Raw genomic sequence first — 24015 nt, 5'->3', positions numbered from 1 at the left:
CGGAATGCAGGTTGCAGCAAAGCGCGGACACGGTGCAGGACCGGTCCGAAAATGGAGTTCAGGCGAACGGGAATTCTAGCGATGAAGTCGCTTCGACGCCAGCAGCTTTGTTCAGCTGGGCGGTCCTACAGGAGATCGCGAAGCGCGTAGCGCCCAGGGTCCCGGCCAGCCAGCCGCGCGGCCGCATGCAGCGCCCCGCGTGCGAACACGTCCCGGTTGGTCGCCCGATGGACCAGTTCGACCCGTTCACCCAGCCCGGTGAACTGCACCAGGTGCTCGCCGACGATGTCGCCCGCCCGGATCGCGGCATGATGCGGCGTCGCCCCGCCCTGCTCCGCGCAGGCAGCCAGCACCAGCGCGGTCCCGGAAGGCGCGTCCTTCTTGTGCACGTGATGGGATTCGACGATGTCGCAGTCCCAGCCTTGCAGCGTGAGGGCCGCGCGCTCGACGAGGTCGCACAGCACCGCAACACCGAGGCTGAAGTTGGCTGACCACAGCACCGGGATACTCGTAGAGGTATCCGACATCGCTTCGCGCTGCCCCGGTTCCAGCCCGGTCGTGCCCGACACCAGCGCGGCGCCGCGTTCGGCGCATAACGCGAGGATCGCGTCGAAACCCGCCGGCAGGCTGAAATCGATCGCCACATCGAACTCCGGAACCCCATGGAGCTCGGCCACCGAGAACTGCGGCACGCCATCCACCACCCGCTGCGGCGGCTTGCTGCGCGATACCGCGGCGACCAGTTGGACGTCGTCGCGTTCGCCCGACAGCCGCGACAGGGCCTGGCCCATGCGGCCGGAGGCACCGTGGATGAGGATGCGGGTGGGCGGGTTCATCGATGCAGGCTAGCCGGCCCGGCTGGGGCCGACAAGCGCTGGCTGGGCGTCAGGAGGTCATCCGGTCCCAGAAGCCCTTGACCCCGTCAAGGAAGGTCGACGAACGCGGCGAATGCTTGCGCGCGTTCTCGCCGGTAAAGGTCGCCTCCAGCTTGGTCAGCAGCTCCCGCTGCTCGCTGGTCAGGTTGACCGGGGTCTCGACCACGGCGCGGCAATACAGGTCGCCGGTGCGGCGGCTGCGAACCGACTGCACACCCTTGTCGCGCAACCGGAATACCTTGCCGGTCTGGGTCTCGGCGGGGATCCGCAGTTCGACCTCGCCGCCCAGGGTCGGCACCCGGATGGTGTCGCCCAGCGCGGCCTGGCCGAGGCGGATCGGCACGTCGCAATGCAGGTCGTCGCCGTCGCGCTGGAAGATCTCGTGCTCGCGCACGCGCACGTCGACGTAGAGGTCCCCGGGGGGCGAGCCCGCCGGCCCCGCTTCGCCTTCGCCCGCCAACCGGATGCGGTCGCCGTTGTCGACGCCGGCCGGAATCTTGACCGACAACGTCTTGGTCTTCTCGATCCGGCCCTGGCCGTGGCAGTCGCCACAGGGGTTGGCAATCGTCTGGCCGCGGCCGCCGCAATGCGGGCAGCCCTGCTGCATCGAGAAGATGCCGCGCTGGAAGCGCACCTGGCCGCGACCGTTGCAGGTCTGGCAGGTTTCCAGCTTGCCGTCGGCCGAGCCGCTGCCGTCGCAGCTTTCGCATTCGTCCAGCGTGGGAATCTCGACCTGCTTCTCGATGCCGCGGACGGCCTCTTCCAGCGACAGCTCCATCACGTAGCCGATGTCGGCGCCGCGACGCGGACCACGGCCACCCCCAGCGCCACCCCCGAAGATGTTGCCGAAGATGTCACCGAAGATATCGCCCATGTCGGCGTAGCCACCCGGCCCGCCCGCACCACCACCCATGCCGTGCTCGAAGGCGGCGTGGCCGTGCTGGTCGTACATCCGTCGACGGTTGGCGTCGGCCAGTACTTCGTAGGCCTCCTTGCACTCCTTGAACGAGGCCTCGGCGGCATGGTCGCCCGGGTTGCGGTCCGGGTGATACTTCATCGCACAGCGGCGGTAGGCCTTCTTCAGGTCATCGGCACCGGCGTCGCGGGCCACGCCCAGGACTTCGTAGTAATCGCGCTTGCTCATCTTCCACTGCTTCCCTGCCCCACCGGATTACCGGGTCGGGGACTGGTGGTCGTGCAACAACGGGCCCGGAGTCGCGTGGCGACCCGGGCCCTCAAGACGTCCACGCCCGAAGGCGTGGACCTGGTTCGAACGGAGGACCTGGACGCCCTACTTCTTCTCGTCGTCCTTGACCTCGGTGAACTCGGCATCGACCACGTCGTCGGCGGCCTGGCCCGCACCGGCGTCACCGGCGGCATCAGCACCCGGCTGCTGCGACTGCACCGCCGCCATCAACGCCTGCACGGCTTCTTCCAGCGCCTTGCTCTTGGCCTCGATCTGCGATTTCTCGTCGCCCTTCATCGCGGTCTCGAGTTCGGCAATCGCGCTCTCGGCCGCACCAATCGCTTCGCCCGGCAGCTTCTCGCCGTTCTCCTTGATGGTGGTGCGGGTCATGTGGATCAGGCCGTCGGCCTGGTTGCGTGCCTGTACCAGCTCGTGGAACTTCTGGTCTTCCTCGCGGTTGGCTTCGGCGTCGGCGACCATCTTCTGGATCTCCTCGTCCGACAGGCCCGAGCCGGCCTTGATCTCGACCTTCTGCTCCTTGCCGGTCTTCTTGTCCTTGGCGGTCACGTGGACGATGCCATTGGCGTCGATGTCGAACGACACCTCCACCTGCGGCATGCCGCGCGGCGCGGCCTCGATACCGGACAGGTCGAAGCGGGCCAGCGACTTGTTGTAGCGGGCCTGCTCGCGCTCACCCTGCAGCACGTGCACGGTGACCGCGGACTGGTTGTCCTCGGCGGTCGAGAAGGTCTGCGAGGCCTTGGTCGGCACCGTGGTGTTCTTCTCGATGATCTTGGTGAACACGCCGCCCAGGGTCTCGATGCCAAGACTCAGCGGGGTCACGTCGAGCAGCAGCACGTCCTTGACGTCACCGGCGAGCACGCCGCCCTGGATCGCCGCACCGACCGCGACCGCTTCATCGGGGTTCACGTCCTTGCGCGGCTCCTTGCCGAAGAACTCCGCTACCGCTTCGCCAACCTTCGGCATGCGGGTCTGGCCGCCGACCAGGATCACCTCGGCGATGTCGCTGGCGCGCAGGCCGGCGTCGTTCAGCGCGGTGCGGCAGGGGCCGATGGTCTTCTTGACCAGGTCGTCGACCAGCGACTCCAGCTTGGCGCGGGTCAGCTTGATGTTGAGGTGCTTCGGGCCGCTCGCATCGGCGGTCACGTACGGCAGGTTGACCTCGGTCTGCTGCGCGGACGACAGCTCGATCTTGGCGCGCTCGGCGGCATCCTTGAGGCGCTGCAGGGCCAGGTGGTCCTTGCGCAGGTCGATGCCCTGGTCCTTGTTGAACTCGTCGACGAGGTAATCGATGACGCGCTTGTCGAAGTCCTCGCCACCGAGGAAGGTGTCGCCGTTGGTGGCCAGCACCTCGACCTGCATCTCGCCGTCGACCGAGGCGATCTCGATGATCGACACGTCGAAGGTGCCGCCGCCGAGGTCGTACACCGCGACCTTGCGGTCGCCGCCCTTCTTGTCCATGCCGTAGGCCAGCGCGGCCGCGGTCGGCTCGTTGATGATGCGCTTGACGTCGAGCCCGGCGATCTTGCCGGCGTCCTTGGTGGCCTGGCGCTGGCTGTCGTTGAAGTACGCCGGCACGGTGATGACCGCCTCGGTGACGGTCTCGCCCAGGTAGGCCTCGGCGGTCTTCTTCATCTTGCTCAGCACTTCGGCCGAGATCTGCTGCGGCGCCATCTTCTTGCCGTCGGCAGTCGCGACCCAGGCGTCGCCATTCTCATGCGCGACGATGCTGTACGGGACCAGGTCGAGGTCCTTCTGCACCTCGGCGTCGGTGAACTTGCGGCCGATCAGGCGCTTCACCGCGTAGAAGGTGTTCTTCGGATTGGTGACCGCCTGGCGCTTGGCCGAGGCGCCGACGAGGATCTCGCCGTCCTTGGTGTAGGCGACGATGGACGGCGTGGTGCGATCGCCCTCGGCGTTCTCGATGACCTTCGCCTTGCCGCCTTCCATGATCGCCACGCACGAATTGGTCGTGCCCAGGTCGATACCGATGATCTTGCCCATGGTGTTGCTCCCTCTTGAATCCGGATGTTTTGGAGCGGTCTTTGCCGCCGATGAACGCTATCTGGGGTCGCCGTGCTTCAGTTCAAGAACCGCCACCGGCCGCACGATTCAGTCGTGGTTGCTGACCACGACAAGCGCCGGGCGCAGCAACCGCTCGTTCAGCAACCAGCCCTTCTGGTAGACCTGCACGACGTGGCCCGGCGGATGGTCGGCGCTGTCGATGGTGCTCATCGCCTGGTGGTGGTCGGGGTTGAACGGCTGCCCGGCCGGGTTGACTTCGACCAGGCCGTTGTCGGCGGTGACCTTCAGCAACTGCTTGAGGGTCAACTCGATGCCCTGGCGCAGCGCGACCGCATCGTCGCCTGCCGCCGCGAGGCCGGCTTCCAGGCTGTCGATCACCGGCAGCAGTTCGGCCAGCAGGCGCTCATTGGCGAACTTGCGCGCCATGTCGCGCTCGCGCTCCAGCCGCTTGCGCTGGTTTTCGAGGTCCGCGCGGTCACGCAGGGTGTCTTCGCGCAACTGGGCGAGTTCGGCCTGGACGGCCTCAAGTTCGGCGGCGAGGGGGGATTGCTCGTTCTCGGCGGCGGCCTGTTCGGCTGCTTCCTTCATGGGTTCGGTGGTCATGCTCAACCTGGGTCCTGGTGCACACGGTTCCGTCTGGCCGTGGGCGCGATGGGTGACAGGGACGAGCAATTGGGGTCGACCCGGTGCAATTCAAGCGTCGCGGGAGCCTGCCTAGCGCCGGGTTTCGCGTCCGAATGCATCGCCGAGCGCGTCCGCCGCGGCCTGCACCACCGGGATCACCCGCCCATAGGCCATGCGGGTCGGACCGATCACGCCGAGCACCCCGAGGACCTGACCACCGGCGACGTACGGCGCGGTGACCAGCGACACGCCCTCCAACGGCGCCAGCCCGGTTTCCTCGCCGATGAATATCCGCACGCCCGGGGCCTGCACCGTACGCTCGAGCAACTGGAGGATCTCGCGCTTGCGGGCGAACGCCTCGAACAGCTCGCGCAACCGGTCCACGTCCGACAACTCCTGCACACCCATCAACCGTGTCTGCCCGGCCAGCACCATGTCGTCGTTTCCCGGCACCAGGACCTGTTCGGCCAGCTCGACGGAACGCGACAGAAGCCGCTCCATCTCGGTCCGGTCCGACCTCAGTTCGCTCAATAGAGTCGCCCGGATGTCGGCCAGCGAGCGTCCCGCGAAATGGTGGTTGAGGTAGTTGGCGATCTGCTCCAGCTCGGACGATTCGTAGGCATGGCGGGTATGGATGATCCGGTTCTGGACCTCGTTGTCGGAGAACACCAGGATCGCCAACACCCGTTGGGCATCGATGGACACGAAGTCGACCCGGCGGAACGCGAACTGCTCGCGCCGCGGCACGCTGACCACGCCGACGAAATGACTCATCGCCGAGAGCAGCTCCGAGGCGCTTCCGAGCAATGCCTGGGTGCCGAAGCCCGCCGGCAGCTCGTCGCGCAGCCGCGCCAGTTCGGCATCCGGGAGTGGCCGGACCTGCAACAGCGAGTCGACGAACAGGCGGTAACCGCGGGCGGTCGGGATCCGCCCTGCCGAGGTGTGGGGCGCGGACAGCAAACCGGCCTCCTCCAGATCGGCAAGGATGTTGCGGATGGTCGCCGGGCTCACGTCCAGCCCCGACTGTCGCGCCAGCACCTGCGAACCGACCGGCTCGCCACTGCGGATGTAACCCGCGATCAGGGTGCGAAGCAGTTGGCGTGAGCGCGCGTCGAGCCCGGCGGGGCCAGCCGCGTCGCCACGGGTCCCGGGCTCCCCCGTGGGGCGCGGGTTCCAGCTGTTGTGCGGTTCGGCGGGCTTGGAACTCATCACCACCGGGTATAAGCCCGTCGGCCCGGTGGCGCAACCCGACGGCGCGGCCGGCGGGTTCGCGGTCGTGGCGACGCAGCCGGCGAGACGCGATCATGCGAGCCTCCCCCTGCCGTCGCCGTCCCGTCCCCTTTACACTCGCCGCCGCATGCTCGCGCATCTCTCACTCAAACAATTCGCCGTGGTCAGCGAGGCCGAGCTCGGTTTCGGACCCGGCCTGACCGTCATCTCCGGCGAAACCGGTGCCGGCAAGTCGTTGCTGGTCGACGCGCTGGGGCTGCTCTCCGGCTTGCGCGCCGACAGCGGCGTGGTCCGCCATGGCGCCGACCGCGCCGAGGTGGTCGGCGAATTCACCCTGCAGGACGTGCCGGCCGCTGGCGACTGGCTGCGCGACAACGAACTGGACGAAGGCGCTGGCGACGATGGCGCCTGCCTGGTCCGTCGCGTGGTGCGGGCCGATGGCGGTTCGCGCGCCTGGGTCAATGGACGTCCGGTCACGGTCGGGCAGTTGACTGAACTCGCCGGCCTGCTGGTCGAGATCCACGGCCAGCATGAACACCAGGCACTGTTGTCGAGGCCCAGCCAGTTGACCCTGCTGGATGCCTACGGTCGTACCGACGCCGAACGCGATGCCGTGGCTGCTGCGGCTGCCCGCTGGAGTGCACTGCTCGGCGAGCGCGAATCGCTCTCGGCCAAGGGCGACGTCAGCGAACGTATCGACTGGCTGGAGCACCAGCACGCCGAGCTGGAACGGGAAACCCTGGAACCCGACTCGATCGCTCAACTGCGGGCCGACCATCGCCGGCAAGCCCACGCCTCCGACCTCATCGGCGCCTGCGAGACCGCGTTCGCCCGCCTCGGCGGCGAGGACGCTCCGTCGCTGACCCATGAGTTGCAGCAGGTGCGCGGCGAACTGCAAGGCGTCGCCGAACACGAACCACGCCTCAACGAAGTCGACGGCATGCTCGACGCCGCCGCGATCCAGCTCGACGAAGCGCTGGCGATGCTCGATCGCGTGCGCGGCGACCTCGACATGGACCCGTCCGCCTTCGACACCCTCGAGCAGCGACTCGGCCGCCTGCACGACCTCGCACGCAAGCACCGCGTCACGCCGGAAGAGTTGTTCGGGCATCGCGACGCCCTTGCCGCCGAGCTGGAGCAACTGCGCGGCGCCGGGGTCCGGTTGCAGCGACTGGATGCCGAAATCGAGTCCGCCAGCGCCGACTGGCGCAAGGCAGCCGACACCTTGGGCAGCAAACGACGCAAAGCCGCCAAATCACTGGCAGCAGCCACCACCGGCCTGATCGCCGAACTGGGCATGGGCGGTGGACGTTTCGATATCGCGATCGAGCCGATCGAAGGCGACAAGCCCGACCCGCACGGCGGAGAACGCGTGGAGTTCCTCGTCGCCGCCAACCCCGGCCAGCCGGCGCGGGCCTTGCGCAAGGTTGCCTCGGGTGGCGAGTTGTCGCGCATCTCTCTGGCGATCGAGGTCGCTGCGCTGGGGCTGGATACGGTCCCGACGATGGTGTTCGACGAGGTCGACTCGGGCATCGGCGGCGGCGTGGCCGAAATCGTCGGCCAGAAGCTGCGCGCGCTCGGCGCCACCCGCCAGGTGCTGTGCGTCACCCACCTGCCGCAGGTCGCGGCCCAGGGTCATGCGCACTACCGTGTCAGCAAGGCCGCGAGCGAGGGCGTGACCCAGAGCCAGGTCCGGTTGCTGGATGGTCCGCAACGGCAGGAGGAGCTGGCGCGGATGCTCGGCGGCGTCGAACTGACCCGCGAGGCGCGGGCGGCGGCAAAGCGGTTGTTGAGCGACGTGAACTGAGTGCGAGAACCGGTGGATGGGTGCCGTCGCGCGCTGCGGCGCGCTTATCCACGCCGTGACAGATACGTTATCGCGACACCTTCTTGCGCACGTACAGCACCAGCGAGTGTTCCTCGATCTCGTAGCCGTGCGCGGCGGCGATTTTCGCCTGCAGTTCCTCGATCTCGGCGCTCTCGAACTCGACGATCTTGCCGGTGTCGATATCGACCATGTGGTCGTGGTGCTGCCCACGGTCGAGCTCGTAGACCGACTGGCCGGACTCGAAGTTGTGCTTGAGTACCAGCCCGGCCGCCTCGAACTGGGTCAGCACGCGGTAGACAGTCGCCAGGCCGATGTCTTCCCCGTGGTCCAGCAGCAGCCGGTAGATATCCTCGGCGGTCATGTGCCGGGGCTTGGCCTTTTCCAGCAACTCGAGGATCCGCGTGCGCGGATGGGTCACTTTCAGGCCTGCCTTGCGAAGGTCGTGCGATTCCATTGGAGCTCCTGACGCCGGATGAACACGGCATGCGGCGGGGCCGCGCGATCGTGCCTTCGAGTGTATCATCGGCCTGTTATCCGACCGCCATGAAACCGATGCCAAAGCACCCGATGCGTACGCTCCTGCTCGCCCTTTCCGTCGCCGGAACCACTGCCGGCCTGGCCGGTTGCGGCATCGTCTACCGCCAGCCGATCTTCCAGGGCAACCTGCTGGAGTCGACGGCCGTCGAGCAGTTGCAGGTCGGCATGAGCAAGCAGCAGGTGCTGGGCCTGATCGGCACGCCGTCGATCCAGGATCCGTTCCACCACGATCGCTGGGACTACACCTCGACCCAACGCACCGACCGGCTGGCGCATACCGAAATCAAGACCTTCACCCTGTGGTTCGAGAACGATGCGCTGACCCGATGGGAGGGCGAGTACTTCCCGGAGCAGGATGAGCAACTCGCCAAGTCCGCGCGCAAGCAGTTCGGCCCGAACCTGGCGAAGGACAAGGACAAGTAGCGGCCCGCCAAGCCGCCGGTCAGCGTCCGCGGCTCGCGGCGCGACGCCGCCGCGCTTCCTTCGGATCGGCCAGCAGCGGTCGCAACAGTTCGACCCGGTCGCCGTCGCGCAGCATGGTCGATCCATCCGCGACGACGCCGAACACGGCGTAGTCGCTTCCCGGCGTTCCAGCCCAGCCGGCCGCCCGCAGTGCGTCGGCCACGCAGGCACCCTCGTCCAGTTCCAGCACCATCGTCTCGAAGCGCCGTGGCCAGGCCCGGATCAACTCGACCTTCATTCACCACCGCGGTCCGCGACCCGGATGAAATCATCGACCATCCGGTCCGCCAGGCCCTGGAAGCCGATCGCCATCGCCGGGGCCAGCAACTTCACCTTCGGCTCGAAATTCAGCGTCAGGGTGACCTTGCAGGCCGACTCGTCGAGCGCGTGGAACTCCCAGCGCCCCGACAGGCTGCGGAACGGGCCGTCGACCAGCTTGAGGTCGATGTGGTGCGGCGCCGACATGGTGTTCTCGGTGGTGAACCAGGTACGCAGCGCGCCCAGTCCTAGGTCGAGCCGCGCGACCATCCTGCCGGGCGACGACTCCAGCACCTTGGCGGCATCGCACCACTCGAACCGGCGCGGATAGGCGGGTACATCGCTGACCAGCGCGAACATGCGCGCGGCAGAGTGTTCGACGAGGGCGGTACGGCGGATGCTCGGCATCGGGAGGCACGGGTTCCTATCGGGGTGTCCCGGTCGAAGCCACCGGTCGCCGGGCGGCCCCGCAATCAGGGACAATAGGCGCGATGACGAAGAACAAGAACAACAAGACTGGCAAGGATAAGGGAAAGGGCGCCGGCGGCACCATCGCGCTCAACAAGCGCGCGCGCCACGATTACGCGCTGGAGGAACGCTTCGAGGCCGGGCTTTCACTGCAGGGCTGGGAGCTGAAGTCGATCCGTGCCGGCCGCGCCAACATCGGCGAAAGCTACGCGGTGGTCCGTGGCGGGGAGATGTTCCTGTTCGGCGCGCAGATGACCCCGCTGATCTCGGCGTCGACACACGTCGTCACCGAGGAGCGCCGCACCCGCAAGCTGCTGATGCATCGTCGCGAGATCGACAATCTGATCGGTCGCATCGAGCGTGATGGCTACACCGTGGTGCCGACTTCACTGTACTGGAAGGGCAACAAGGTCAAGATCGAGCTTGCACTGGCCAAGGGCAAGCAGAGCCACGACAAGCGCCAGGCCAACAAGGACCGGGACTGGGCCCGCGACAAGCAGCGCATCCTGCGCGCCCACAACAAGAACGCCTGACGTCAGGGATCCCGCCGGTCAGTGCTCGGCACGTTCGCCGGGCAAGGTGAAGTAGAACGTCGCACCCTCGCCCTCCCGGCCTTCGGCGCGGATCGTGCCGCCGTGGCGCTCGACAATGCGCTTGACCGACGCCAGCCCGATACCGTGGCCGGCGAACTGCTCCTGGTCGTGCAGTCGCTGGAACGGCCGGAACAGTTTGTCGACGTATTGCTGGTCGAACCCGGCGCCGTTGTCACTGACGAAGAACTCGCCCGCCCGCGTCCCGAACTCGATCCTGCCGTCGTCGCGGCCAAGGGTGAACTTCCACGCGTTCCCCAACAGGTTGACCAGCAGGTTGCGCAGCAGGGTCGCGTCGCCGTCGACCGACAACCCTGGAGCGATCTCGACCCGGACATCGCGCCCGGGATCCGCCTCGCGCAGTTCCTGGACGACCTCGCCCGCCATCCGGCCGAGGTCGACGTGCTCGCGCTTGACCGCGCCACGGCTCAGCCGCGACATCTTCAGCAGCGCGTCGATCAGTTCACCCATCCGGCTGGCGGCGTTGCGCACCCGGCCCAGGTAGCCCTGCCCCGCTTCGTCGAGGGTTTCGGAATAGCGTTCCGCGAGTATCCGGCTGAACCCGTCGATCGCCCGCAAGGGCGCGCGCAGGTCGTGGGAGATGCTGTACGCGAACGCCTCCAGCTCCTGGTTCGCCTGGCTCAACTCGCGCGTACGCATCGCAACGCGTGCCTCGAGCGTCCGGTTCAGCGCGTGCACCCTGGCCTGGGCGCGCAAACGCTCGGTCACGTCCTCGACCTGTACCAGGCCGACGATGTCCTGTCCCACGTTCCCAGGCAGCGGCGCGTAGGTCAGTTGGGCATGTCGTGGCTCACCGCCGGCGCGGTGCAGGCGCCGGGTGGTCCGATGGACGCCCGCAGCGTCGGTACTGGCTCCCGCCTGCGCCGTCTGCGCACTGAGCTCATCGTCCTCGAACAACGCGTCGAAACGCACCCCCACCAGCGACTCCGGTGACCGACCGACAATCGTCCCCATCGACGGATTGGCCTCGACGATCGCGCCCTGGCTGTCGAGCAGGGCCTTGCCGATCGCGGAGTACGTCATCGCGACCCGGAAGCGCTGCTCGCTGCGCCGGAACTCCTCGGTCAGGCGCAATGCGATGCCGTGGGCCCGCGACTCCGTGCGGGCCAGCATCCAGGCAACCGCATACATCAGCAGCGACGAGAACAGGCCCAGCGCCAAGGTGTTCTGGAGGCTCTGCAGGCGCGGGACCGCCTCGGCCAGCGGCGGCGAATCGAATTCCATCCGCCAGCGCCGTCCGTAGTTGTCGAACTCGACGGCGTGCGTGAACGCCGGCGGCTGCTGTGCCTGCCCGGAAGCCGAAGCGAACAGCAACTGCGACGTTCCGCCGGTCACGTCATGGATACGGAACCGCATCCCACCGCCGTCGCCGAGCACCGCGGCGACGAACCGGTCGACGCGGAATGGCACGTAGACCCAGCCCAGCATCGCCTCGCGGCGCGCGTCCGTCGTCGCCGGGCGATCAGCGCCGCGATACACCGGGAGATACAGCAACAGGCTCGTCGCCTGTTCCGCGCCATCCTGGATGAGATGGACCGGTCCCGACAGCGATGCGCGGCCACTATCCAGCGCAGCCTGCATCGACGCGTGGCGGACCGTTTCGGAATACATGTCGAAGCCGATCGCCGAGAGGTTCTCGCGCGACCTGGGTTCCAGGTAGAGGATCGGGCCGTAGTAGTCGCGCTCTCCATCCGGGCGCACGTCAAGCAGACCCCAGCCGGCCTGGCGCCATTCGACCTGGAGATCATCCAGCCGGCCCTGGCTGACATAGCCGGCAAACCCCAGGCCGACCATCCCCGGGAAGCGCCGGGACAACTCCATCCCGTCGGCGTAGCCGTACCACTGATGGGGGGTCGGCCGATTGACCGATGCGAACAACGCCGCGCCACCACCGGCAACCAACTCGTAGCTGACCACCTGCTGCTTGAGCTGCTCGGCAAACTCCTGGGTGCTGCCGATGAACTCCACGTTCGCGGCGCGCATCTCGCGGTCGTAGGCCACGCGCCATAGCGCGAATACCGACGCCAGCGACACCAGCAGCACCACCAGCGCCCACAGGTGTCCGCGTATAGGACGCAGCCACCTGGACAGGGAGGGCTTGCTCGGTTCGCCGGAGGGATCGTCCATGGCGGAAAGCATACAAGCCCGCGCTGCATCCGCGGCGTCACTGAACCGGCACCGGACGCGCCGCGCCGGGCACCTTGTACACGGCCGTTCCGACCCTATACTTGTGGGGTCAGCAATCTTGTAGTCCCCGGGGGTGCACTGGCTTCGACGGGGGTCGCGAAATCGCTTGGCGCATGCCGAGGGGGTAGCTTTCCTCGTAAATCCAGCTGCAAAACTCTAGTTGCCAACGACGACAACTACGCACTGGCCGCTTAAGGCCTAAGCCCCGAAATCGCTTGTGTCCGTGCTCGCGACGTAGGGTCATCATCACGGAATCGCCGGGAGTGGCTGCCTGCCAGCACCCGGTTAACCCATAGCAGGCTGGCCCCCGGATGCGCTTCGCGCACCGTGCTGTCCGGGAGCGAGATCCAACGGTGAGCTAAGCATGTAGTGCCGGGGATGGAGTGCCTTCGGACGGGGGTTCAATTCCCCCCACCTCCACCATTTGCAACAACGACGGGCCGCCCGCAAGCGGCCCGTCGTTGTTTGGCGCGCGCGGCCGCCGACGCGGTTGCGGATGCAGGCGATCGGAGCCAATATCGTCTGGCAGGGGGCCGTACAAGAGGCAATCAGATGTCCGGCCATGCCGATATCGCCATTACCCGCGGCTTCGTCGATTTCGACGGCGAGCTGGCGTTCTGGCGCGAGCAGTTCAGTCGCTATCCGTTCTTCCGGCCCGGCCTGGAATTTGCCGACTATGCACCGGCGTTCAAGCTCGGGATCAACATGTTCCTGCACGGTCGCGGCCGTGGCTTCGATGAACAGAGCGCGCAGGTGATCAAGGCCTACGATCGCACGCGCGGGGAGAGTCGACTGGACTGGCACGAGGCCTGTGCCGCAGCCGTCGCGGCTTGGCGGAGGATGAGGGAAACCGCCGTTGCAGCCTGAATTTCCGTGCACATCACGTGGCGTTGGCGGTGAATCCGTATCTTGATGGCGCCGGGCGTTTCAGCCCTTGGAGTTGCCATGAACACGACCAGTCAGAATCAGGGTGGACAGGACAGGAAGGATCCGCCGATCGACGGCGACGCGGACCAGCGCGAGGATTCCCACAAGAAACAGGAGCGCAAGGAACACGAGAGCGACAACCAGGATGAGGCGCTGGAGGAAACCTTCCCCGCCAGCGACCCGGTGTCTCCGTTCATTCCTTCCAAGACACCGGATTAGTCTTCCGCCGCTGCGGCCCGTAACGGCAAAAGCACCCGGACCATCGCCAAACCATTCCGGGTTTCCCGGGCCCGCATGTCGCCTCCGTGGGCCTGGGCGATGGCCTTTGCGATCATCAGTCGCAACCCCAGCCCTTCATCGAACGGCTCGGCCTCGGCCCCAGTGAACAGGGATTCGCGCTCACCGGGGCTCCACGGCGAACCGTCCGCAGCTATGTCGATCCGGACACCCTGCTCCGCCAGCTCCGCGGTCATGACGACTTCGCCATGGCGCGAATGCATGAACCCAACCAGTGCCACAAGCATCTGCACGAGTCGCTGCGCATCACCGTCGAGCGTGCGCTCGTCGAGTTCCGCAGCCACATCCAGCCGGACATCGGCCTTGGACGACGTAACCGCCAGCTCCACGAGCATCGACGGCACGATGGCTTCTCGGCGGCTGACCAGGCGCGACTGGCGCGCGCGGGCCCAGTCCGAGACTTCCTGCACCATCGAGCTGAGGCGCGTGGTCTGGCGATCGATGATGGCGAGCAGCTCATCGCGCCGGTCGGGCTCCAGGTCGGGACGACGCAGCAGGTAGGCGGCAGTCTGGAGTGGCGACAGCGGTCCACGCAGGTCATGGGCGAGCCGGTCCAGCAGGATGGCGGTTGGATCCGCATCCCCCGCTGCCTCGGTAGATACGGAACCTCGATGGGCGCGAGCATCAGCCATTGGACGGCTCCGCCGTGCGCTGACCGTGAACAGGAGCTCCGCACAGACGCTGGATCGCCTCGAGCGCCGGCGGTTTGACGAGATGCTCATCAAAACCGGCAGCGTGCGTGCGGCGACGATCCTCGGGCTGGCCCCAGCCGGTCACCGCGATGATCTGGACGTTTTCCATCCCCGGCAACTCGCGCAGCCGGGGTGCGAGTTCGTAACCACTCAATCCCGGCATGCCCACGTCGAGGAAGACGATCTCGGGATGGAACACTTCGACATCGGAAAGCACCGCATGCGGGTCGTACAGGCGCCTGACGTCATGCCCGAGCATTTCGATCATCATCGCCAGGGTATCGGCTGCGTCGCGGTTGTCGTCGACCACCAGCACGCGTCGCCGGGTGGTTTTGCCAACCGCCACTGGAACCGCGGCGACAGGTTCCCGAGCTTCGGAGGGGCGCTGCAGGGGCAATACGACGGTGAACGTAGCGCCGCTCCCCAGACCCTCGCTGCTGACCGATACCTGTCCTCCATGCATTTCCGCCAATCGCCGCACCAGGGTCAGGCCGATACCGAGGCCGCCGTGGGTCCGGTCGATCGAGGTTTCCACCTGCGAGAACATCTCGAAGATGCGGTTGACCTGGTCGGCCTCGAGCCCGATGCCGGTATCGCGCACCTGGACCTCGACCTGGGCGTCCCGCGCGCTCGCGCGCAGTTCAATGCGGCCGTGCGTGTCGGAATACTTGGCTGCGTTGTTCAGCAGGTTGGCAAAGACCTGCGACAGTCGCGCCTGGTCCGCGACCAGTTGCAAAGGGCCATCGGGCAGATCGACCACGAGTTCGTGTTCACCCTGCTCGATTACTGGCCGGGCGATCTCGATGGCCGAGTCGACAATCTCCCGCAATGACGTGGGGTGCTTGCGCAGGGTCAACTTGGCCTGACTGATCCGGGCGATGTCCAGCAGGTCGTCGATCAATCTCACCAGCAAAGTCAGCTGGCGCTCCATCAAGGACTGCAGACCGTCGTCGGCGGGACCGGACAGGCGGCGGATGCCGAGCGCATTCTGCAGGGGTGCCAATGGATTGCGAAGTTCGTGGGCCAGCGTGGCGAGGAATTCATCCTTGCGCCTGTCGGCTTCGCGCAGGAGTTGCTCGACACGGTTGCGCTCGGCTATTTCGTCCTGCAAGGCAACGTTCTGGGCCCCGAGCGCGGCGTTGGCGTTACGCAACGACTCGTTCAGCACCGCAAGCTCCCTGGCCTGCTCGGCGTGCAGGGCCTGGTTGGCGGCTGCGAGCTTGGCGTTGGTGGCTTCCAGCTCGCGACGCTTGCGGTGCAACTCAGCCAGCACCACGACCTTGGTCCGCAATATCTCCGGAATGACCGGCACCATCACGTAGTCGACCGCGCCCAGCTTGTAGCCACGCAGCCGATCCATGTCGGTGACGTTGACCGCGGTGACGAAGATGATCGGCGTCTTCTCGAACCGCGGATGCTGGTGGATCATGCTCGCGGTCTCGAAGCCGTCCATGCCGGGCATGTTGACGTCGAGCAGGATCACCGCGTAGTCGTCGCTCATCAGGCGCCGCAGCGCTTCGACACCGGAATTGGCCTCGACCAGTTCCTCGCCCAGCGGTTCGAGGATCGCCCGGTAGGTCAGCAGCCGGCCCGGCTGGTCATCGACCAGCAGGATCTTGACCGGTGCCTCGACCGCACCGGGCTGGCTCGCGATGTTCAGCGGTGCAACCACTGGCGCAGCACTCCAAGCAACTGGTCGGTGACTACCGGCTTGGCGAGGTAGTCGGATGCGCCGGCCTCCAGGCATTTTTCGCGATCGCCCTTCATTGCCTTGGCGGTGACCGCGACGATCGGCAGGGCACGCGATTCGGGTCGCTCACGAATCGCCCGCATGGTCTGGTAGCCGTCCATGCCGGGCATCATGATGTCCATCAGCACCAGCGCGATCTCCTCGTCGGCGGCGACCTTCTCGATCGCTTCCTGGCCGGTGCCGGCGGTCACCACGTCCATGCCGTGGCGCTCCAGCACGCTGGACATGGCGAAGATGTTACGGACGTCGTCATCGACTACCAGCACGCGCTTGTCGCGCAGCGCATCGTCGGACTCGTGCAGGCTCTGGACCATGCGCTGCTTGGCCGCCGGCAGGTCCGCGATCACCCGGTGCAGGAACAGCGCGGTTTCATCCAGCAGCCGCTCGGGCGATTCCACGCCCTTGATCACCACGCTCTTGGCCGCCTTCCTGAGGCGCCGGTCATCCTCGGCGGTGAGATCCTTGCCGGTGAACACCACCACCGGCACGTCGCACAGCGCCGGTTCGGCCTGGATCCTGTCCAGCAGCTCGAAGCCGGTCATGTCGGGCAGGCGCAGGTCGAGGACGACACAGTCGTACCGCTGCGACTGCATCGACTCCAGTGCCTCTGCGCCGGTGCCGACGGTCTCGATGGCGACATCGTCATGGCGGATCAGCTCCTCGATGCTCATTCGCTCGGCCGCGTCGTCCTCGACCACCAGGAGCCGTTTGACCCGCGGCAAGGTGTACTCCTTGATCCGCTGCAGCGCGGCGCCGATGGTCTCGGTGGTGGCGGGCTTGGCGAGGTAGGAGAACGCCCCGCGCTCGATGCTCTGGTGGCGCTCTTCCTCGATGGTGACGATCTGCACCGGGATGTGTCGGGTCGCCGAGTCCTGCTTGAGCCGTGCCAGCACGGTCCAGCCGAGCATGTCGGGCAGGAAGATGTCGAGCGAGATCGCGCTGGGCCGGTAGTCGTGGACGAGCCGCAATGCATCGCTGCCACTGCCTGCAACCAGTACACGGAAACCCTGCGTCCGCGCCAGGTCCCGCAGCACGGTTGCATAACGCGCGTCATCCTCGACCAGCAGCAACACCGGCTCGCCTTCGACCAGAACGTCGCGGTCGTCGTCGATCGTTTCGCCCACTTCCTGTTGCAGTTCTTCTTCGGTCTGCGGCAGCACCTGCTGCGCGCGGTGGTGCGCGACCGCGGCGCGTGCTTCGTGCGCCCCGTCGGCCCCCGCGTACGACAGCGGCAGGTACAGCGTGAAGGTACTGCCCTCGCCCACCTCGCTACGCAGGCGCAGTTCGCCGCCGAGCAGGCCGGCGATCTCGCGGCTGATCGCGAGTCCCAGGCCGGTACCACCGTACTGCCGCGAGGTGCCCGCATCGGCCTGCTGGAATGCCTCGAACACGATGCGCTGTTTGTCCGAAGAAATGCCGATACCGGTATCGGTGACATCGAACGCGACCACCGTCGGCGCGGCATCCAGCACCGCATGGCCGGATGACCAGCCGCCTTCCGCCGCGCGGCCGACCAGTCGTACGCTGCCCTCGGCGGTGAACTTGAAGGCGTTCGACAGCAGGTTCTTGAGGATCTGCTGCAGGCGCTTGGGGTCGGTATCGAGCGCGCGGCCGAGTTCCGGCGAAAACTCGACCGAGAATTCCAGCTTGCGCCGCTCGGCCTCGTGCCGGAACGCGCGTTCCATGTTCTCGCGCAGGTGGCGGAAGCTGATCTCTTCGTTGTCAACGGTCACCGTGCCGGACTCGATCTTGGACAGGTCCAGGATGTCGCTGATCAGGTGCAGCAGGTCGGTGCCGGCCGCGTGGATCGTGGTCGCAAACTCGACCTGGCGCGGGGTCAGGTTGGTCTCGACGTTCTCCGCCAGTTGCTGGCCCAGGATCAGGATCGAGTTGAGCGGCGTACGCAGCTCGTGTGACATGTTGGCAAGGAACTCGGACTTGTAACGCGAGGTCAACGCCAGCTCCGCGGCCTTTTCCTCCAGTGCGCGACGGGCGTGCTCGATCTGCAGGTTCTTGCCTTCCACCTCGTTCTTCTGCTCGGCCAGGAGCGCGGCCTTCAAGGCGATGTCCTCGTTGGTCTGACGCAGGGTCTTCTGCTGTGATTGCAGCTCACCGGCCAGTTGCTGCGACTGCGCCAGCAGACGCTCGGTCCGCATCGTCGCCTCGATGGTGTTGAGCACGATGCCGATGCTGCGCGACAGCTGGTCCAGGAACGCGCGGTGCGAGACGGTGAACTCCGACAGCGAGGCGAGCTCGATTACCGCCTTGACCTGGTCCTCGAACAGCACCGGCAGCACGATCACGTTGCGCGGCACCAGGTCCAGCAAACCGGTGCGTATCTGCACGGTGCCCGGCTCGACATCGTCGATCACGATCATCCGGGCCTGCGCGGCGCACTGGCCAATCAGGCCTTCACCGAACTCGATGGTGGTCCGCGCCTCGGCAGAGCCGCTGCTTGCATAACCGGCGAGTTGCCGTAGCACCCGCTTGCCGCCGGACTCGTCGTCGTCGACCACGTACATCAGGCCCTTGTGGGCGCTGACCAGCGGAGCGAGTTCCGAGAGCAGCATGTTGCCCAGTGTGATCAGGTCACGCTGGCCCTGCATCATGCCGCTGAAGGTGGCCATGTTGGTCTTCAGCCAGTCCTGCTCGCGACCGCTTTCGGTCGTCGCGCGAAGGGTGCCGATCATGGCATTGATGTTGTTCTTGAGGTCGGCCAGTTCGCCGCTCACGTCGACCTGGATCGAGCGGGTCAGGTCTCCCTGCGTAACCGCGGTGGCGACTTCCGCAATCGCGCGGACCTGGGTGGTCAGGTTGGCGGCGAGCTGGTTGACGTTGCCGGTCAGGTTCTCCCAGATGCCGGCCGTGCCCGGCACCTTGGCCTGGCCACCGAGGCGGCCCTCGACGCCGACCTCGCGCGCCACCGTGGTCACCTGGTCGGCGAAGATCGCCAGGGTGTCCGTCATGGAATTGATCGTATCGGCCAGTTCGGCGATCTCGCCCTTGGCTTCCACCGTCAGCTTCTTGCTGAGGTCGCCGGTCGCGACCGCGGTCACCACCTGCGCGATGCCGCGCACCTGGGTGGTGAGGTTGGTCGCCATCGAGTTGACGTTGTCGGTGAGGTTGGCCCAGGTGCCGGCAACGCCGGGCACGGTCGCCTGCCCGCCCAGCTTGCCCTCGGTGCCGACCTCGCGCGCGACGCGGGTCACCTCGGCGGCGAAGCTGTTGAGCTGGTCCACCATCGTGTTGAGGGTGTCCTTGAGCTGCAGGATCTCGCCCTGCGCATCCACGCCGATCTTGCGCGACAGATCGCCCTTGGCCACCGAGGTCGCGACCTCGGCGATGTTGCGCACCTGGCTGGTCAGGTTGGACGCCATCGAGTTGACGTTGTCGGTCAGGTCCTTCCACGTACCGGCGACGCCCGGCACGCGCGCCTGGCCACCGAGCTTGCCCTCGGTACCGACCTCGCGTGCCACGCGGGTCACCTCTGCGGCGAAGGAGTTGAGCTGGTCGACCATCGTGTTGATGGTGTCCTTGAGCTCGAGCATCTCGCCCTTCACGTCGACCGCGATCTTGCGCGACAGGTCGCCCTTCGCCACCGCCGTGGTGACCTCGGCGATGTTGCGCACCTGGCTGGTCAGGTTGGACGCCATCGCGTTGACGTTGTCGGTCAGGTCCGCCCAGGTGCCGGCGACGCCGGGCACGGTGGCCTGGCCACCGAGCTTGCCCTCGGTGCCGACCTCGCGGGCCACGCGGGTCACCTCGGCTGCGAAGCTGTTGAGCTGGTCGACCATCGTGTTGATGGTGTCCTTGAGCTGCAGGATCTCGCCCTGCGCGGTCACCGCGATCTTGCGCGACAGGTCGCCCTTCGCGACCGCGGTGGTGACTTCGGCGATGTTGCGCACCTGGCTGGTCAGGTTGGACGCCATCGCATTGACCGAGTCGGTCAGGTCGGCCCAAGTGCCATCGACACCGGGCACGGTGGCCTGGCCGCCGAGCTTGCCCTCGGTACCTACCTCGCGCGCCACGCGGGTCACTTCGGCAGCGAAGCCGTTGAGCTGGTCCACCATCGTGTTGAGGGTGTCCTTCAGCTCCAGCATTTCGCCCTTCACGTCGACCGTGATCTTGCGCGACAGGTCGCCCTTGGCCACCGCGGTGGTCACCTCGGCGATGTTGCGCACCTGCAGGGTCAGGTTGGACGCCATCGAGTTGACGTGGTCGGTCAGGTCCTTCCAGGTGCCGGCGACGTCGGGCACCTGGGCCTGGCCACCGAGCTTGCCTTCGGTGCCGACCTCGCGCGCCACGCGCGTCACTTCGGCGGCGAAGCCGTTGAGCTGGTCGACCATCGTGTTGATGGTGTTCTTGAGCGCCAGGATCTCGCCCTGCGCATCGACGCCGATCTTGCGCGACAGGTCGCCCTTGGCCACCGCCGTGGTCACCTCGGCGATGTTGCGCACCTGGCTGGTCAGGTTGGACGCCATCGCGTTGACCGAGTCCGTCAGGTCCTTCCACGTGCCGGCGACACCGGGCACCACGGCCTGGCCGCCGAGCTTGCCCTCGGTGCCGACTTCGCGCGCCACGCGCGTGACCTCCGATGCGAAGCTGCGCAGCTGGTCGACCATCGTGTTGATGGCCTCCTTCAGCTGCGCCATCTCGCCGCGCACGTCGGCGGTGATCTTGCGCGACAGGTCGCCGTCGGCAACGGCAATCGTCACCTCGGAGATGTTGCGGACCTGCGTGGTCAGGTTGGACGCCAGTTCGTTGACCGAGTCGGTCAGCTCCTTCCAGACGCCCGACACGCCCTTGACCTTGGCCTGTCCGCCCAGGCGGCCGGCGGTGCCGACCTCGAGTGCCACGCGGGTGACCTCCGCACTGAACTCGCTCATCTGCTCGATCATGCGGTTGACGATCTTCGCCGAGCGCAGGAACTCGCCCTTCAATGGCCGACCATCGGCTTCCAGCGGCACCGTGTGGGTCAGGTCGCCCTTGGCCACGCCCGCCATCGCCGCGGTCATCGTCTCGACCGGACGCACCAGGTCGTCGATCAACCCGTTCACCGATTGCTGCATGCCCAGCCAGGCACCGTCATGGCCGGTCGCGGCCAGGCGCTTGCCGGTCTGCCCGTCGCGTCCAACGGCATTGCCGACGCGGTCGAGTTCCTCGGCCATGTGCCGGTTGCGCGCGACGATCGCGTTGAAGCAATCGGCGATCTTGCCCTGCGTGCCTTCCCAGTGCACCGGAAGCTGCACGGAAAAATCGCCGTCGCGAACGGCGCACAGCGCTTCGAGCAGGCGTCGGGTTGCGTCGTCGCCAGGAATTGTTTCGTCTTCGGCACGCACCGCGCGCCTGGAATCATTGCCCACGCTTTCTGCTCCCCCCGAGCCCGACAAAAGCGGAATTGTTTCGTGAAATTTTTCTGAAACTATCGTAACCGGCGTGACGACGCTTTCACGAACACGACTGCGACGGCCATCCCACGGCGCTGACGATGCGTTTACGCGCTGTCCACGATGCTGGGCTGATGGAATGGATGAACTGGTCGGCGCAATTGGAGGCGGTGCTCGCGACGGGCGTCGCGATGGTTCTTGGCGGACTGGTCGGCGTGGAGCGCGAACTCAAGGACAGGCCCGCCGGCTTCCGGACCCACATGCTGGTCGCCGGCGCGGCGGCGTTGCTGGTGGGGGTCGGACGGCTGACGCTGGATGATCCGGCGCTGTTCGACATGAGCTCGTCCTCGCTGCGGATCGATCCGCTGCGCCTGGTCGAGGCGGTCATCGCAGGCGTCGCGTTCATTGGCGCCGGCACGATCTTCGGCAGCCGGGGCCACGTGGCCGGGATCACGACGGCGGCATCGCTGCTGATGGTCGCGGTGATCGGCATCGCGACGGGGTTCCACTACTACGTCGTCGCCGGCGCGGCCACCGCGCTCACGCTTTTGGTGCTTGCGGTGCTGGCCCTGCTGGATCGGCGCAAGCCGCGCGGCGACAGGCACCCCGGCTCCGGTAACGAAGACTGAGCATCGTCGACGGTGGCCGCCACAAAGCAGGACGGGCCCTCGCGGAGCCCGTTCTGTTCAACCATATGCCGCGGATGCCATCAGGAGCGGATCGGCACCAGCGTGATCTCGACGCGGCGGTTCTGCGCACGCCCGGAATCGGTGTCGTTGCTGGCGATCGGACGGCTCTCGCCGGCACCAGTGATGATGAAGCGGTCGCGCATCAGGCCCCTCGACATCAGGTAGTCGCCCACCGCGTCCGCGCGGCGCACGGACAGGGCCTGGTTATAGGCGTCGGTGCCCTTGCTGTCGGTATGGCCAGCGACCTCGACGATGGTCTGGTTGTACTCGCTCAGGGTCGCGGCGACGTCGTCGAGCACCGGGTAGAACTGCGGCTGCAGCGCCGAGCTGTCGAAGCCGAAGGTGATGTTGTCCGGCATGTTCAACGTGATGTTGTCGCCCTGGCGCACGACATCGACGCCGGTACCGGCCATGCGGTCGCGCAGCGCGCGTTCCTGGCGGTCCTGGTAGTTGCCGATCGCGCCGCCGGCAAGGCCGCCGACACCCGCACCGACCAGCGCGCGCTGGCGACGCTCGGTGGCGTCGTCGCCACTCAGCAGGCCGGCGACCGCGCCGACGGCCGCGCCAATCAGCGCGCCGCGCTTGGTGCGATCGTTGCTGGGGTCCGGCTGCTGCCCGTAGGGATCCTGCGAGCCGTAACCACCCTGGTTGTACCCGCCGGTGCTCATGCAACCGGCCATCATGGCGCTCATCACGGCCGCGGCGAGTGCGAGCTTGGTCTGGTTCTTCATGTTTGTCCCTTTTTGGCTGTGGGCCTGAATAGCGGATCCAAGCTAATCACGCGGACGTGTGAAAGAGGTGATGGACGCAAACGCCTGTTCAGCTTCGGGCAGGCAATCGCGCCGGCTCAGCGTTCGAGGAAGCGTACGCGACGGGTGATCGAACACGTCAGCTCATACCCGATCGTGCCGGCGGCGGCGGCGATCGTCTCGACCGGCAGTTCCGGCCCCCACAGGATCACCGGGTCCCCGACCTGCGCGTCGGGAATGCTCCGCAGGTCGATCGTCATCAGGTCCATCGATACCCGGCCGATCACCGCGGTGCGCTGGCCGTTGACCAGGATCGGCGTGCCCGCCGGGGCTGCGCGCGGATAGCCGTCGCCATAGCCGATCGCGGCCACGCCGACCGGCATGTCCTCCGGCGTCTCCCAGGTAGCGCCATAGCCGATTCGCTCGCCCTTGCGGATGCGGTTGACCGCGATCAGGCGGGTCGCGAAGGTCATTGCCGGACGCAGGCCGAAGTCCGCACCGGTCCTGCCCTCGACCACCGACATGCCGTACAGCGCGCCGCCGGCACGTACCCAGTCGGCATGGGCGTCGGGCCAACCGAGGATCGCGGCCGAATTGGCCAGCGACCGCGCGCACGGCAGGTCGGCACACACCTCGTTGAAGATGCGGATCTGCTCGCGGGTCTGGTGTCCCCCGGCGGGGCTGTCGATGAATTCGTCGGAGCTTGCGAAATGGTTGAGCAGGCGCACCTCGCCGACCACGCCCGCCAGCGCGGACAGGCGCGCATGCACTTCGCGGACGTCCTCCGGCGCGAAGCCCAGCCGGTGCATGCCGGTATCGACCTTGAGCCAGCAACGCAGCGGCTCTCCCGCTTCGGTCTGTTCGAGCATCTGCAACTGGCTGGGATGATGGACGACCGTGTCGACATGCAGCATGCGCAGGCGCGGGATGTCGGCGGCCTCGTTGAATCCCGACAGCAGCAGGATCGGCTGGGAGATGCCGGTCGCGCGCAGGCGTTCGGCGTCGGACAGCGCGGCGACCCCGAACGCATCGGCGCCACCGAGCGCGCGAGCGACCCGCTCCAGTCCGTGGCCGTAGCCATCGGCCTTGACCACCGCCATGACGCGACTGTTGGGTGCACGCGCGCGGACCTGCCCGAGGTTGTGGCGCAGGGCATCGGTGTGGATGACGGCGGAAGTCGGACGGGCCATGGACGGGATTTTGGTTGGGATT

General features: G+C 66.9%; 20 protein-coding genes and 1 other RNA gene. 7 read left to right on the top strand and 14 right to left on the bottom strand.

What is annotated here, in order from left to right; genetic code table 11:
- Positions 1-125: 125 nt before the first annotated feature.
- From dapB to hrcA, 5 genes are all read right to left on the bottom strand, one after another.
- Positions 126-836 carry a 4-hydroxy-tetrahydrodipicolinate reductase gene (dapB, locus tag ACT9F5_RS01875; RefSeq protein ID WP_445118248.1) on the bottom strand — a complete coding sequence of 237 codons (711 nt, stop codon included), beginning with the start codon at positions 834-836 and terminating at the stop codon, positions 126-128.
- 49 nt (positions 837-885) lie between these two features.
- Entirely contained in the window at positions 886-2019 is a 1134-nt protein-coding gene (gene dnaJ, locus ACT9F5_RS01870; RefSeq protein ID WP_445118247.1) for a molecular chaperone DnaJ, read from the bottom strand.
- Positions 2020-2166: 147 nt separating this feature from the next.
- Positions 2167-4086: a molecular chaperone DnaK gene (gene dnaK / locus ACT9F5_RS01865; RefSeq protein WP_445118246.1), complete on the bottom strand. Its 1920-nt coding sequence runs from the start codon at positions 4084-4086 to the stop codon at positions 2167-2169.
- A 108-nt stretch (positions 4087-4194) separates the two neighbouring features.
- Positions 4195-4710 carry a nucleotide exchange factor GrpE gene (gene grpE / locus ACT9F5_RS01860; protein WP_445118245.1) on the bottom strand — a complete coding sequence of 172 codons (516 nt, stop codon included), beginning with the start codon at positions 4708-4710 and terminating at the stop codon, positions 4195-4197.
- A gap of 111 nt (positions 4711-4821) precedes the next feature.
- A complete protein-coding gene (hrcA, locus tag ACT9F5_RS01855; RefSeq protein ID WP_445118244.1) occupies positions 4822-5940 on the bottom strand; it encodes a heat-inducible transcriptional repressor HrcA in 1119 nt (372 codons plus the stop codon).
- Between the two features lie 148 nt (positions 5941-6088).
- On the opposite strand from hrcA, the gene recN reads away from it, so the two are divergent.
- Positions 6089-7768 carry a DNA repair protein RecN gene (gene recN / locus ACT9F5_RS01850; RefSeq protein ID WP_445118243.1) on the top strand — a complete coding sequence of 560 codons (1680 nt, stop codon included), beginning with the start codon at positions 6089-6091 and terminating at the stop codon, positions 7766-7768.
- A gap of 67 nt (positions 7769-7835) precedes the next feature.
- Here the strand turns inward: recN and fur are convergent, their stop codons facing one another.
- Positions 7836-8243 carry a ferric iron uptake transcriptional regulator gene (gene fur, locus ACT9F5_RS01845; RefSeq protein WP_445118242.1) on the bottom strand — a complete coding sequence of 136 codons (408 nt, stop codon included), beginning with the start codon at positions 8241-8243 and terminating at the stop codon, positions 7836-7838.
- A 113-nt stretch (positions 8244-8356) separates the two neighbouring features.
- On the opposite strand from fur, the gene ACT9F5_RS01840 reads away from it, so the two are divergent.
- Entirely contained in the window at positions 8357-8749 is a 393-nt protein-coding gene (locus tag ACT9F5_RS01840) for an outer membrane protein assembly factor BamE domain-containing protein (protein WP_445118241.1), read from the top strand.
- A 19-nt stretch (positions 8750-8768) separates the two neighbouring features.
- On the opposite strand, the gene ACT9F5_RS01835 is transcribed toward ACT9F5_RS01840, so the two are convergent.
- Together ACT9F5_RS01835 and ACT9F5_RS01830 are read right to left on the bottom strand one after the other, a co-directional pair.
- Entirely contained in the window at positions 8769-9026 is a 258-nt protein-coding gene (locus tag ACT9F5_RS01835) for an RnfH family protein (RefSeq protein WP_445118240.1), read from the bottom strand.
- Positions 9023-9454, bottom strand: a complete 432-nt coding sequence (locus ACT9F5_RS01830; RefSeq protein ID WP_445118239.1) for an SRPBCC family protein — start codon at positions 9452-9454, stop codon at positions 9023-9025. Before ACT9F5_RS01830 ends, ACT9F5_RS01835 begins: the two co-directional genes overlap by 4 nt.
- Before the next feature lie 83 nt (positions 9455-9537).
- Between ACT9F5_RS01830 and smpB the strand changes: the two genes are divergently transcribed.
- Positions 9538-10047 (top strand): SsrA-binding protein SmpB, encoded by a 510-nt coding sequence (gene smpB / locus ACT9F5_RS01825; protein WP_445118238.1) that lies wholly within the window; start codon positions 9538-9540, stop codon positions 10045-10047.
- Positions 10048-10065: 18 nt separating this feature from the next.
- Here the strand turns inward: smpB and ACT9F5_RS01820 are convergent, their stop codons facing one another.
- Positions 10066-12252, bottom strand: a complete 2187-nt coding sequence (locus ACT9F5_RS01820; RefSeq protein WP_445118237.1) for a CHASE domain-containing protein — start codon at positions 12250-12252, stop codon at positions 10066-10068.
- A 129-nt stretch (positions 12253-12381) separates the two neighbouring features.
- On the opposite strand from ACT9F5_RS01820, the gene ssrA reads away from it, so the two are divergent.
- The 3 genes from ssrA (at position 12382) to ACT9F5_RS01805 (ending at position 13458) form a co-directional block, all read left to right on the top strand.
- Positions 12382-12735: a transfer-messenger RNA gene (ssrA, locus tag ACT9F5_RS01815) on the top strand.
- Positions 12736-12864: 129 nt separating this feature from the next.
- Entirely contained in the window at positions 12865-13179 is a 315-nt protein-coding gene (locus tag ACT9F5_RS01810) for a hypothetical protein (protein WP_445118236.1), read from the top strand.
- Between the two features lie 78 nt (positions 13180-13257).
- Positions 13258-13458 carry a hypothetical protein gene (locus tag ACT9F5_RS01805; RefSeq protein WP_445118235.1) on the top strand — a complete coding sequence of 67 codons (201 nt, stop codon included), beginning with the start codon at positions 13258-13260 and terminating at the stop codon, positions 13456-13458.
- Here ACT9F5_RS01805 and ACT9F5_RS01800 read toward each other — a convergent pair.
- Genes ACT9F5_RS01800 through ACT9F5_RS01790 form a run of 3 tightly spaced genes read right to left on the bottom strand, consistent with a single transcriptional unit; the run spans position 13455 to position 21341 of the window.
- Positions 13455-14168, bottom strand: coding sequence for a histidine kinase dimerization/phospho-acceptor domain-containing protein (locus ACT9F5_RS01800; RefSeq protein WP_445118234.1), 714 nt, complete (start codon positions 14166-14168; stop codon positions 13455-13457). The genes ACT9F5_RS01805 and ACT9F5_RS01800 overlap by 4 nt on opposite strands.
- The gene (locus ACT9F5_RS01795; protein ID WP_445118233.1) at positions 14161-15900 is read right to left on the bottom strand and encodes a response regulator; all 1740 of its coding nucleotides are present in this window, start codon (positions 15898-15900) and stop codon (positions 14161-14163) included. Before ACT9F5_RS01795 ends, ACT9F5_RS01800 begins: the two co-directional genes overlap by 8 nt.
- Complete coding sequence (locus ACT9F5_RS01790; RefSeq protein WP_445118232.1) at positions 15885-21341, bottom strand: HAMP domain-containing protein; 5457 nt, start codon at positions 21339-21341, stop codon at positions 15885-15887. Before ACT9F5_RS01790 ends, ACT9F5_RS01795 begins: the two co-directional genes overlap by 16 nt.
- A 167-nt stretch (positions 21342-21508) precedes the next feature.
- Between ACT9F5_RS01790 and ACT9F5_RS01785 the strand changes: the two genes are divergently transcribed.
- Positions 21509-21994 (top strand): MgtC/SapB family protein, encoded by a 486-nt coding sequence (locus ACT9F5_RS01785; RefSeq protein ID WP_445118231.1) that lies wholly within the window; start codon positions 21509-21511, stop codon positions 21992-21994.
- Positions 21995-22074: 80 nt separating this feature from the next.
- On the opposite strand, the gene ACT9F5_RS01780 is transcribed toward ACT9F5_RS01785, so the two are convergent.
- Positions 22075-22785: an OmpA family protein gene (locus tag ACT9F5_RS01780; RefSeq protein WP_445118230.1), complete on the bottom strand. Its 711-nt coding sequence runs from the start codon at positions 22783-22785 to the stop codon at positions 22075-22077.
- Positions 22786-22901: 116 nt separating this feature from the next.
- Positions 22902-23993 carry an alanine racemase gene (gene alr, locus ACT9F5_RS01775; protein ID WP_445118229.1) on the bottom strand — a complete coding sequence of 364 codons (1092 nt, stop codon included), beginning with the start codon at positions 23991-23993 and terminating at the stop codon, positions 22902-22904.
- Positions 23994-24015 lie beyond the last annotated feature (22 nt).

The sequence above is a fragment of the Lysobacter sp. F6437 genome (assembly GCF_052547215.1).
Note: the sequence above shows the minus strand (reverse complement) of the source record. Positions and strands in the feature narration are given on the sequence as shown.

Bases quoted from the DNA above. Each gene is read 5' to 3' on its own strand.
- dapB (WP_445118248.1), bottom strand. From the start codon at position 836: ATGAACCCGCCCACCCGCATCCTCATCCACGGTGCCTCCGGCCGCATG.
- dnaJ (WP_445118247.1), bottom strand. From the start codon at position 2,019: ATGAGCAAGCGCGATTACTACGAAGTCCTGGGCGTGGCCCGCGACGCC.
- dnaK (WP_445118246.1), bottom strand. From the start codon at position 4,086: ATGGGCAAGATCATCGGTATCGACCTGGGCACGACCAATTCGTGCGTG.
- grpE (WP_445118245.1), bottom strand. From the start codon at position 4,710: ATGACCACCGAACCCATGAAGGAAGCAGCCGAACAGGCCGCCGCCGAG.
- hrcA (WP_445118244.1), bottom strand. From the start codon at position 5,940: ATGAGTTCCAAGCCCGCCGAACCGCACAACAGCTGGAACCCGCGCCCC.
- recN (WP_445118243.1), top strand. From the start codon at position 6,089: ATGCTCGCGCATCTCTCACTCAAACAATTCGCCGTGGTCAGCGAGGCC.
- fur (WP_445118242.1), bottom strand. From the start codon at position 8,243: ATGGAATCGCACGACCTTCGCAAGGCAGGCCTGAAAGTGACCCATCCG.
- ACT9F5_RS01840 (WP_445118241.1), top strand. From the start codon at position 8,357: ATGCGTACGCTCCTGCTCGCCCTTTCCGTCGCCGGAACCACTGCCGGC.
- ACT9F5_RS01835 (WP_445118240.1), bottom strand. From the start codon at position 9,026: ATGAAGGTCGAGTTGATCCGGGCCTGGCCACGGCGCTTCGAGACGATG.
- ACT9F5_RS01830 (WP_445118239.1), bottom strand. From the start codon at position 9,454: ATGCCGAGCATCCGCCGTACCGCCCTCGTCGAACACTCTGCCGCGCGC.
- smpB (WP_445118238.1), top strand. From the start codon at position 9,538: ATGACGAAGAACAAGAACAACAAGACTGGCAAGGATAAGGGAAAGGGC.
- ACT9F5_RS01820 (WP_445118237.1), bottom strand. From the start codon at position 12,252: ATGGACGATCCCTCCGGCGAACCGAGCAAGCCCTCCCTGTCCAGGTGG.
- ACT9F5_RS01810 (WP_445118236.1), top strand. From the start codon at position 12,865: ATGTCCGGCCATGCCGATATCGCCATTACCCGCGGCTTCGTCGATTTC.
- ACT9F5_RS01805 (WP_445118235.1), top strand. From the start codon at position 13,258: ATGAACACGACCAGTCAGAATCAGGGTGGACAGGACAGGAAGGATCCG.
- ACT9F5_RS01800 (WP_445118234.1), bottom strand. From the start codon at position 14,168: ATGGCTGATGCTCGCGCCCATCGAGGTTCCGTATCTACCGAGGCAGCG.
- ACT9F5_RS01785 (WP_445118231.1), top strand. From the start codon at position 21,509: ATGAACTGGTCGGCGCAATTGGAGGCGGTGCTCGCGACGGGCGTCGCG.
- ACT9F5_RS01780 (WP_445118230.1), bottom strand. From the start codon at position 22,785: ATGAAGAACCAGACCAAGCTCGCACTCGCCGCGGCCGTGATGAGCGCC.
- alr (WP_445118229.1), bottom strand. From the start codon at position 23,993: ATGGCCCGTCCGACTTCCGCCGTCATCCACACCGATGCCCTGCGCCAC.